This window comes from Leptospira alexanderi serovar Manhao 3 str. L 60 (assembly GCF_000243815.2).
GTDB classification, from domain to species: Bacteria; Spirochaetota; Leptospiria; order Leptospirales; family Leptospiraceae; genus Leptospira; species Leptospira alexanderi.
The window spans coordinates 57,501-67,500 of record NZ_AHMT02000047.1; the positions used below are offsets into that span (position 1 = coordinate 57,501).

Annotated in this window: 13 protein-coding genes (2 of these 13 only partly in view); all 13 read right to left on the bottom strand. The window is 41.9% G+C overall.

Going from position 1 to position 10,000, the window contains the following annotated elements; genetic code table 11:
• On the bottom strand, positions 1-438 hold the 5' portion of the coding sequence (locus tag LEP1GSC062_RS14825) for a ribonuclease HII (RefSeq protein ID WP_010579001.1). It extends 234 nt beyond the left edge of the window; the window shows 438 of its 672 coding nt (coding positions 1-438); it begins with the start codon at positions 436-438; the stop codon falls past the left edge of the window.
• Positions 439-444: 6 nt separating this feature from the next.
• Positions 445-867: a 50S ribosomal protein L19 gene (gene rplS, locus LEP1GSC062_RS14830; protein ID WP_010579002.1), complete on the bottom strand. Its 423-nt coding sequence runs from the start codon at positions 865-867 to the stop codon at positions 445-447.
• Entirely contained in the window at positions 864-1,532 is a 669-nt protein-coding gene (gene trmD / locus LEP1GSC062_RS14835) for a tRNA (guanosine(37)-N1)-methyltransferase TrmD (protein ID WP_010579003.1), read from the bottom strand. Before trmD ends, rplS begins: the two co-directional genes overlap by 4 nt.
• Complete coding sequence (gene rimM / locus LEP1GSC062_RS14840; RefSeq protein ID WP_010579004.1) at positions 1,522-2,052, bottom strand: ribosome maturation factor RimM; 531 nt, start codon at positions 2,050-2,052, stop codon at positions 1,522-1,524. The genes trmD and rimM overlap by 11 nt, the downstream gene beginning before the upstream one ends.
• Complete coding sequence (locus tag LEP1GSC062_RS14845) at positions 2,045-2,275, bottom strand: KH domain-containing protein (protein WP_000391865.1); 231 nt, start codon at positions 2,273-2,275, stop codon at positions 2,045-2,047. The genes rimM and LEP1GSC062_RS14845 overlap by 8 nt, the downstream gene beginning before the upstream one ends.
• Positions 2,275-2,541, bottom strand: a complete 267-nt coding sequence (gene rpsP / locus LEP1GSC062_RS14850) for a 30S ribosomal protein S16 (protein WP_004460657.1) — start codon at positions 2,539-2,541, stop codon at positions 2,275-2,277. The genes LEP1GSC062_RS14845 and rpsP overlap by 1 nt, the downstream gene beginning before the upstream one ends.
• Before the next feature lie 240 nt (positions 2,542-2,781).
• A complete protein-coding gene (rpe, locus tag LEP1GSC062_RS14855) occupies positions 2,782-3,429 on the bottom strand; it encodes a ribulose-phosphate 3-epimerase (protein ID WP_010579005.1) in 648 nt (215 codons plus the stop codon).
• Positions 3,426-4,421 (bottom strand): PASTA domain-containing protein, encoded by a 996-nt coding sequence (locus LEP1GSC062_RS14860; RefSeq protein WP_010579006.1) that lies wholly within the window; start codon positions 4,419-4,421, stop codon positions 3,426-3,428. Before LEP1GSC062_RS14860 ends, rpe begins: the two co-directional genes overlap by 4 nt.
• Positions 4,418-5,365 (bottom strand): methionyl-tRNA formyltransferase, encoded by a 948-nt coding sequence (fmt, locus tag LEP1GSC062_RS14865; RefSeq protein ID WP_010579007.1) that lies wholly within the window; start codon positions 5,363-5,365, stop codon positions 4,418-4,420. The genes LEP1GSC062_RS14860 and fmt overlap by 4 nt, the downstream gene beginning before the upstream one ends.
• A gap of 138 nt (positions 5,366-5,503) precedes the next feature.
• Positions 5,504-7,447, bottom strand: a complete 1,944-nt coding sequence (priA, locus tag LEP1GSC062_RS14870; RefSeq protein ID WP_020984649.1) for a replication restart helicase PriA — start codon at positions 7,445-7,447, stop codon at positions 5,504-5,506.
• On the bottom strand, positions 7,444-8,289 hold the full coding sequence (locus LEP1GSC062_RS14875; RefSeq protein ID WP_010579008.1) for a hypothetical protein: 846 nt from the start codon (positions 8,287-8,289) through the stop codon (positions 7,444-7,446). The genes priA and LEP1GSC062_RS14875 overlap by 4 nt, the downstream gene beginning before the upstream one ends.
• A complete protein-coding gene (locus tag LEP1GSC062_RS14880) occupies positions 8,282-9,628 on the bottom strand; it encodes a sigma-54-dependent transcriptional regulator (RefSeq protein ID WP_020984682.1) in 1,347 nt (448 codons plus the stop codon). Before LEP1GSC062_RS14880 ends, LEP1GSC062_RS14875 begins: the two co-directional genes overlap by 8 nt.
• Before the next feature lie 6 nt (positions 9,629-9,634).
• A protein-coding gene (locus LEP1GSC062_RS14885) for an LIC_11548 family sensor histidine kinase (protein WP_020984659.1) crosses the window boundary here: on the bottom strand, positions 9,635-10,000 show its 3' portion. The gene runs 1,425 nt beyond the window's last position; 366 of the gene's 1,791 nt are visible here — the last part of the coding sequence; the start codon falls outside the window, past its right edge; the stop codon is at positions 9,635-9,637.

Consider the following 10,000-nt stretch of genomic DNA (forward strand, 5'->3'; position numbering starts at 1 on the left):
CTTAAAATAATTCCACTCTGGATAACGATTGAAGTTATAATTTCCGTCGATCAAAAGTTGCAGAGGAAGAGTGGATGAAATAGCTCGAATCGCCATTTTAGCGCATTTTCGAATTCCTTCTAGTACGGCTCGATTGATTCCTTCCCGATCGATATAATTTGGGCTTAAGAAGGTTCGGTACGAAATTTGTGCGGTTTTTAGAATTTCCGGATAAAGTGCTTCTCTTTTTCTCTCGGAAAGTTTTTTAGAATCAGTCAATCCTTTGAGAATCTTTCCTTCCAGGATTTGGTTAAGCGTATTTTGAGAAAAAGAGACCAATGCAACAGAAAGAGGTCCCGCATAAGGACCTCTTCCGGCTTCGTCGATTCCACAAGGAATCGATTCTGAATAGAACCGGTATTCTTCCGGTTCGAAATGAGTGAAAAACGACTCCGGCAAACCGGCTTATTCTGCTTTTGGTTTTGCAGCAGCCTCGGTAGAGCTTTCTTGTTGTCTTTTTCTATCTTCACTTACAAGGGCTTTACCACCCTTGAGTTCTTTGATACGAGCCGCTTTTCCGGATAAGCTTCTTAAGTAATAAAGTTTTGCTCTTCTTACTTTCCCTTTACGAACAAGTTCTATCTTGGCGATTCTTGGAGAAAACAAAGGAAAAATTCTTTCTACTCCGATATCGTAGGAAACTCTACGAACCGTGAAAGTTCTTCCGTTTGCTTCGTTTGCGATGGAAATTACAACACCCTCGTAAACCTGAATTCTTTCCTTTCCGGACTCAATAATTTTATAATGTACTTTAACAGTATCTCCTACCGCGAAATTTTGTTTTCTTTCAGCGTCTGAAGTTAATACTTTTCTTAAAAGTTGATTCATAATTTCCTCTCTTGATCGGGATCGATCTTTTTTCTATTTTGTTCCCTCCACGCTAAAATCGAAGCGTGATTGCCGCTAAGTAGCACTTCAGGAACTTTCCATCCATTGTATTCCGAGGGTTTCGTGAACTGCGGATATTCCAAAACGTCTGGATGATTATGAGACTCATCCAGAAGGCTTTCCCCTGCCCCTAAAAAACCAGGCAAAAGCCTGGACACAGCATCTGCTATACAAATGCTGGCTAAATCCCCGGCAGATAATACATAATTTCCAAGGGACATTTCCATGTCAACTAGATGTTCCGCAACGCGGTGATCCACACCTTCGTAATAACCGGAAATGAATGTTAGAGGTTTTTCGGTTTCTTTCAATTTGTTGGCGATGCCTTGATGAAATGGAATTCCAGACGGAGAAGTTAAAATAACAATTCCCTTATTCTCTCCCAAAGATAAAAGCGCCTTATGAATCGGCTCCACCCGAAGAAGCATCCCCGGTCCCCCTCCGTAAATCGTATCATCCACTCGATTGTGTTTGTTCCCAGAAAAATCTCTTAGGTGGACTGTGTTTATAGAAAATACTCCGGACTCAATCGCCTTTTGCTGGAGCCCTTCCGAGAAATAAGATTGAATTTTTTCGGGAAAGAGTGTGATGAAATTAAACTTCATTCCAAAGCTCCGATTGTATCAATACGATCGTCTTTTTTTCCAGATTAAGTTCCCCCACAAAAACGTGTAAAAAGGGGATGAGAATTTCCTCCCCTTCCGGTTTTGAAAAAACAAGAATCGGATGTGCCGGATTATCTTGTATATCCGTCAGTTTCCAATTCAGGCTCTTTCCGGATTCATCGATCGCTTGTAAACCTACAAGATCTCTGACATAAAATTCGTCTTTAGTTTTGATTTTCGGAAGAAGATTTTGAGGCAGAAAAAGAATTCCTCCAACCCACTTTTCTGCTTCTTCGGGAGTGGCAATTCCTTCAAAACGAACTACGAACTTTCCGCTATGTGGACGGATTTCTAAGAGAATAATTTCTTTTTCGGGAAAATTGGGATCGGGTTTACCCAGTTTTAATCGAACTGGAAGTTTGACCTTTGTGAGAACGGACTCCCGAACGTTAAAACGAAGCCATCCTTTGATTCCAAAGGGTTTGCCCAATTGACCGAGGGAAATCCACCCTTCAGTCAATGATCTCTAGGGAGAAGTTTTTTCCTGCTTTTACGGAAGCCGCAGTAAGAATCGCGCGCAGGGATTTTGCAATACGACCGTTTTTACCGATGACTTTTCCCACATCCTTCGGGGAAACTCGGAGTTCGATGATGTTTTGTTCTTCTCCTTCAATCTCTCGAATTACAATTTCTTCGGGAAATTCAACGAGAGAAGCAACAATGTACTTCAGTAATTCTTCCATTACTTTTTAAGAGCGGTTTTATATTCCGCCCAGATTCCTGCGTTCTTAAACAGGTTCAGAACGGTTCCGGTCGGTTGAGCCCCATTTTTCAGCCAGGTAAGAATTTTTTCCTTATGAAAGGTAGTCTGTTCTTTAATCTGAGCCGGGTGGTAATGGCCTACGATATCTACAAATTTTCCGTCTCTAGGTGCTCTGCTATCAGCTGCAACAATTCTATAATGAGGATCGTGTTTGGTTCCAGTTCTTTGTAATCTAAGCTTTACCAAGGGATGTTTTCCTTTTATAAGCCATTCTATTGTTTCGAATCATAGACATCCGAAAAAAGAATGCATAATTTTTACCAATATTAGACAATATGTCCCTCTGTCAAGAAAACATCCTAAAAGAATCAAGATGAAACGAACTTAAAATACAACCCGGAATGGAAACGCAAGGACGTAAAAGTTTCAAAAGATTTCTTTGATAAAAACTTTCGATTCAGTGAGTCGTTATTTCACCAATCATTTTTACCCTTTTGCTAAGGACTTTAGATTTCTCGCGTTATCCATGGGCTTTCCTGTCTTATAAAGTCCAGCTCCGACGACTACAATATCCGCTCCATTCTTCTTTAACTCTTGGATATTGGTATCGTTGACTCCTCCATCCACCTCAAGTTCGATCGGTCTGGTATGGATCAACTCTTTCACTTTCCGGATTTTTTCCATTCCATTTACGATGAACTTTTGTCCGTAAAAACCTGGTTCGACCGTCATCAAAAGAATCAGATCCACATAAGGAAGAACGTTTTCTAGAGTGGAAACGGAAGTCCCCGGATTTAACGAAACTCCCACTTTTGTTCCGTGGCTTTTGATTTCTTGAGCAAGCCGCACTGGAAAGTCAGTGGTTTCAATGTGAAATGTGATACAATAAGGATTCAGTTCATAATATTTAGAAACGTGATTTTCCGGTTTGGAAACCATCAGATGTACATCCAACGGAATTGATGTGAGGGCCTTAACTTCTTTGCTAAGCGCTTCTCCGAAACTGATCTGAGGAACAAAATTTCCGTCCATCACGTCCATGTGCATCAGATCAATCGCATTCGGATCGTAGTGAGGAACTGTTTCTCCTAGTTCAGTCAGCTTTGTCGCTAAAATAGATGCGGAAATTTTCAAAGCTCGCTCTCGTAGGATTTGGATTTTACTTTTGCATCGGACGCATCCAAAAGAGTCAGCTTTATGCTTCCCTTCCGATAAAATACGGTCTGAAATTTTTCGCCGTCCTTGAGAGCGATCGGAAGAGTCAACACATCCGGCTCTTCCTGATTGGGAACCTTGAGAACCGCTTTGTAGTTTCCGTCATCTCCGACTTCGTAAGAAAACATTTCGTAACCACTTTCAATTGCAAGTTCGGGTTCGAAGTAATAAACCTTAAAACGAACTTCGTCCCCTTCTAATCTTGCCGATTGAACAAGTCCGTTTTCCAAACGAACTCGGGTTTTTACGATTTCTTCCACTCTGGTTTTGATTCCCGAACGAGTTAAACTCTTTTGAACGAATGGAAAGGACGCACCTTGGAAAGAGGCAGGAGAAAATTCTTCCTTAGTTTTGGATGGAGCCTTGGTTACCAGCAAGAACACTTTTTCTCTTGCGGAAGTATTTTTTCCCGGTTCCGGAATTTGATCGATGATCGTATTCGGAAGTTGATCCGCTTGTGGTTCGATATAGGTAATTCCGCCGATTTGCATTTCTACATACGTTTCTCCGGAGAGAACTTTCTGAAGATTTGCTTTTGCGGAATCAATGGATTGGCCTCTTACGTCGGGAACGATCAAACGATCAAGTCCCGTGTTTACGGTTAGAACGATCTTGCTTCCCGCTTCTATTTCTCTTCCAGGACGAATGGATTGATAAAGAATGATTCCGTCTGTCTTATCCGGATAACGTTTGTTTTCCAGACGCACTTTCAATTGAAGGCGACCTAATTCGTTGTGAACTTCGGGATAGGATTTTCCAATCAGATCCGGAACGATTATCTTGGCCGTATTTTTAGTTCTTATAAATACGATTAGGAAAGCCGCGCTAAAAAATAAAAGGAGACCGACCGCTAAGAATAAGATGTAACCTCCGATCGGAAGATACTTTTCTTTGATTTGTTCCTGATTCACCCGAATGTTTCCCCTTCCTGGATTCTGAAACCGTTGAGAAAATCGGATGCAGACATCCTGTTTTTATTTTCCGGCTGTAATTCCAGAATTTCCAGAAATCTACCATCACCACACTGCGTAAGAAGGCCTTTTTTGTCCAACCGTTTCAATTTGCCAGGCTCTGGATTCGATTCGACGGGCAAGGAAGAAAGCCTTGTTTTCAGAATACCCATTCTTTTTTCTCGAAACCGAGTCGTTGCAATTGTATCCGGATATAAGGCTCGGATTCGATTATGCAGTTCCTCTGCCCCGAGGGACCAATTTAAAATTCTATCTTCCGATTTGATTTTTCCGCAATACGTTGCTTTACCGTGATCTTGAGGAATGGCAGGAAACGGCTTTCCATCGTATGTCTTCAATAACCTAAGAATCGATTCGATTCCTGCGTCTGTGATCTTATTCATCAAAGTTCCCGTATTATCTTCCGGGACGATGCCAATTTCCCGAGACAAAAGAATATCACCTTCGTCCATTTTTTCCCCAATGTATTGAATCGTAATCCCGGATGTGCTGTAACCTTTCCAAAGCGCGGTTTGAACGGGGGAAGCTCCACGTAAATCCGGCAACAAAGATCCGTGTAAGTTGATAGAAGACAAAGGAGGGTGCTCGTACACTTCTTTGGGAAGAATGGAACCGTAGGCAAAGACCACATAGAGATCTGCAGGGAAAGAACCGAAATCAGAAAGGGCTTTTTCTTTTTCCCTTTTAATAGATTCGTATTGAAATACGGGAATATGGTGTTCGAGCGCGATTTTTTTTACTGGACCGGCTTCGGGAGTTTTACTCCTTCCTTTAGGACGATCAGGATTAGTGACGACAAACAAAACTTCAGCAAGCCTAGAATCGATCAGCGCTTGTAAAAGTTTTGCGGAATGTTCCGGGGTTCCAAAGTATCCGATTTTCATGTTACAGCGTGTCCTAAAAACTATATTTTATCTTCTCAAAAAAATCAAGCTGCAAGGTTTGCCCTATCAATCGATCATAGAAGCGAGATAGTCGCAGCGAAAGCGAGGCTTTTTGCAAAACAAAGATAGGGACAGTTCTTACACCAGATCCAAAGGATCGAAGTCGATTTCTAAATACACTTTTTTCGAAAGTTTCAGAGGGCGAATCTCTTTTTTAAAAATTTCCCTCCAATCGCTCGGTGAAGTAGTTTTGAGAATGATATGATTTCTGAAGTTGGAATCGATTCTATAAAAGGGACAGGGTGCGGGGCCGAGCAGAATCGTATCCTTGGATGGAAAGAATTTTTTTAAAACCCCGAATACGAGTTCGATCGTTTCCAAAGAAATCTTTTCGTCTTTGGATCTAGAAACGATTCGTACAAGTCTGGAAAAGGGAGGATAAAAGAGTTCTTTTCTTACCGGAATTTCAGATTCATAAAATTGAATGTAGTTTTGACTTGTCGCCATCTGAATCACCGGATGATCGGGAACATTAGTTTCAATGATCACTTCTCCCTTAAGTTTAGAACGCCCCGCTCTTCCTGCTACCTGAGTCAAAAGGGAAAAAACCCTTTCGTTAGCCCTAAAGTCCGGAAGCCCAAGACCGATTCCGGCGTTCAAAACCCCCACCAAAGTCACTTGCGAAGCGTCGAGTCCTTTTGCAATCATCTGTGTCCCGGTGAGAATGTCGATTTCTCTCTCAAGCAATCGGGAAAGCACTTCGTTTAACAAACTCCGGTCCTGGATGGAATCCTGATCCAAACGTTCCACTCTCGCTTTGGGAAACGCTTCTAAAAGATTCTCTTCCAATTTCTGGGTTCCGGTTCCTTTCAAAGTAAATCGCTCCCCCATTCTTTTTTCTAAGGAATCCAAATTTTCGGTATGGCCGCAGAGATGACAGATCGCAGTCCCTTTTTTATGATAACAAAGGTTGGTTGTACAATTCGGACAAGGAACGTAGGAAGAAGTTGAAGGAGAGTGAATTAAAGGACTATACCCTCTTCTGTTCAGAAGAAGAATTACCTGTTCTTTTTTATCCAGTCTTCGTTTGATCTCGAAGGAAAGCTCGGAACTAATAACGTTAGACTCCTTTTGATTTTCCACGATACGCACCGTTGGAGGTAGAACTCCTTCCGGTCTTTTTGTGAGAGTATGCAGATAAATTTTTTTTTCCTTGGCGAGATGATAGATTTCCAAAGAGGGAGTCGCAGTTCCCATCACAAGAACCGCGTTGTTGGTTTTGCACCTTTGCATCGCAACTTGGCGCGCGTGATATCTCGGATTGGAATGTTCCTTAAACGAAGAATCATGATCTTCGTCGATGATGACAAGGCCGAGGTTCGAAACAGGAGCGAAAATCGCGCTTCTCGTTCCGACCGCGACTCTTTTTTTACCGTTTAAAAGTTCGTTGTATGCCTTGAACTTCTCGGAGATCTTGAGTGCGGAATGAAGCACGGCCAGTTGTCCCGGGAAGATAAGCTCCAACTTTCGGATAATATGAAACGTTAAACTGATTTCAGGGACGAGTAGAATCACGGAACGATTCGGAGTTTCGAGGGCTTTTTGAATGAGGTGTATGTAAATTTCGGTTTTACCGGAACCTGTGATTCCAAATAGAAGATGAACCGCAGTTCGTCCGAAGGTGGAAAGGATATTTTGATAAGCGACTTCCTGTTCTTCGTTTAACTTTACAGGTTTACCTTCCGAATCCGAAGGAAACGCTTCGAGTTTAACCTGTCTTCTTCCCGCGGGAATCATCTTATAGATACACTCTCCGAGAGAAGCGATGTATTGATCCTTCATCCAATATGCAAGATCGATTTGTTCCCTGAGGACAATCGGAGTTTTATCTATGATTTTCACCACCGGCAAAACCTTATAATTCGGTTCGTTTTGATGAATCGAGACGATAATTCCTTCTTCTTCCCTGTTTCGGAGTTTGACCAAGACCCGAACTCCGACCTGTGTATTCGGTAAAACCTCGTACGTGAAGGTGTCTTCTTCGATCGGAAGATCAAACGCAACTTCGGCGTAATAGATCAAAGTATATCCTTGAGTTTGTTTTGAAAAAGCGAGAGTTGAGAAAGAATACTTTCCTTAACCGAAATCTCCTCTTTTTTGATCGTCTCGAATTCAAAAGAATCTTTAGCTCCCCTAAAATTTTTACGTTTGGTTTCGATTGCCACAATCGCTTCGGGAGATCTGAGAACGATCATCGGCACTCCCGGAAGGAAGTCTAACGTTCTTCCCATCATTTCGAGGGCTTTTTCCTTTCCATAGACCGCGATAGCGCTCGTTCCCAAAAGAATAATTCCTTTGATCCTTTCGGTATCGATCGTTTCTTTGACTTGGACTTCGCATTTTTCGGTTCTGACTTTCCAGTCTTCCGCATTCGACTTGGAATGAGCGAAAATACAAGCCGGATATTCTTGATAATAAAATTCCCTATGGCTGAATCCGAATTGTTTCTGGATCATTCTCCCGAAAAGTTCTTCGGCTTCTTTAGTCCTAAAAATCTGATCCGGAGAGGTTTTGGAAAATGCAGGTTTCCCTGGGACGATTTCTCCCGTATAATGAAGTACTAATATAGGTTTTCGTCCTTTGATTATAAAATTACGAACCGCACTGATCCGTTCAGAACAAAGTTTACAAACGAAATTCCTTTCCGCCGTTTTGGCGGCTCTTCGAACCTGGATTCCAGTCGCTTCCAATTCAAGATCGTGGGATTGAGAAGAAGGAAGCCAGATTTCCTCTTTCCAAATGAGCTCCGTAGTTTCCGGAGGTTGTTCTCCCGAAAGTCGTAGGATCGGAATCTGCTTTTTTTGAATCAAAAAACGGAGATCCCCCAGAATTCTTCCGAGTTCAGAGAGAATTTCCTTATCCATCCGTGTACTGATCCGAAGAAATGTTAAGCGACTTCATCTTTCTGTATAAATGAGAACGTTCTATTCCGAGAACCCGGGAAGTTCTAGTCACGTTACCTTCGTTAGTCTGTAACGTCTTTATAATATACTGTCTTTCAAATTCTTCCTTAGCTTTTCGAAAATCTCCTAGTTCCGCCATCTCATTCGCCGTTTTGAAACCTTTCAGTGCATCTCTCGCGTCGTTTGCGGTAATCGTAGATCCCACTGTCATGATACAAAGCCTTTCCATAACGTTTTTCAATTCCCGAATATTTCCCGGCCAAAAATGATTTTGAAGGATGGAAATAGCCTCGGATTCGATTTTCTTCGGAGGTAGATTGTTTTCTTCCAAGGTTTTAGAAATGTAATAGTCCACCAATAAAGGGATATCGGAGGTTCTTTCCCGAAGAGGTGGAATCGTAATCGGAATCACATTCAATCGATAATATAAGTCTTCTCTAAACTTTCCTTCCCGAATCGCCTCTTCCACTGGAATGTTGGTTGCGGCGATGATTCGAACGTCCACCGTGATCGTCTCCGTGCTTCCCAGTTTTTCAAATCTTTGTTCCTGGAGAATTCGTAAAACCTTTGCCTGCGTCGACAAGGACATGTCGCAAATTTCGTCGAGAAACAAAGTTCCTCCGTTGGCGGCTTCGAATTTTCCGATTCTGGAATCAGTCGCCCCCGTAAAAGCCCCTTTTGTAAATCCGAACAATTCGGATTCGATGAGTTCTTCCGGAATCGCGGCACAGTTCATTTCGACAAAAGGCAAATCCTTTCGTTTAGAATTTTTGAATATGGTTCTCGCAACGAGTTCCTTTCCTGTCCCGTTTTCTCCGTATATAAAAACTCGAGCGTTTGTAGAAGCGGCCTGAGCAATTGCAAACTTTACTTTTTGAATCGCAGGAGAGTTTCCCAGAATTTCATCATATTCTAATTTAATATCGGAAGAGGTATATTTTCCCTCCGGTTTGATTACATTCTCGATCGCCTGGAGAACCTTTTCAATGGAAAGGGGTTTTTCCAAAAAATCAACGGCTCCTTTTTTGGTGGCCGAGACTGCAATTTCGATCGTTCCATGCCCGGAGATCATAAGCACAGGAAGAGTCGGATAAAGTTTTTTGCATTCATCTAGAATGACGATTCCATCTTCCTTGCCTAACCAGACATCCAAAAGAATCAAAGAAGGTCTTTCATTTTTGAGTTGTTTAAGTAAGGTTTTGCCTGTGGAAAAAGTTTCCACTTCGAAATTTTCGTCTTCTAAGATTTCCTTCAGGGATTTTCTAATTTCGGGTTCGTCGTCGACGATAAAAATTTTCATGATCGGTTACGATACGGGAAGTTCGATTTGAAAACGACATCCGCCCATACGAGAAGAATCTACAGAAATATGACCATTGTGGTCAATCACACTTTTTTGAACGATCGCTAAACCGATTCCGGAAGTATTGCTATTTTTGGTCGAGTAATACGGTTCAAAAACTTTTTGTTTTAATTCCGCCGAAATTCCGATTCCATTGTCTTCGATTGAAATCACCGCAACTCTTCTCATAATCTTTCTTGTCGTCGAAGCGGAAATCAAAATCGAACCCATGTAATTGGATAATTTTTCTTTCTCCCGTTTTCTTTCGATGGCTTCCATGGAATTTTTAATGAGGTTGGTGAGAACCCTCAGAACGATTTTTTGATCCAA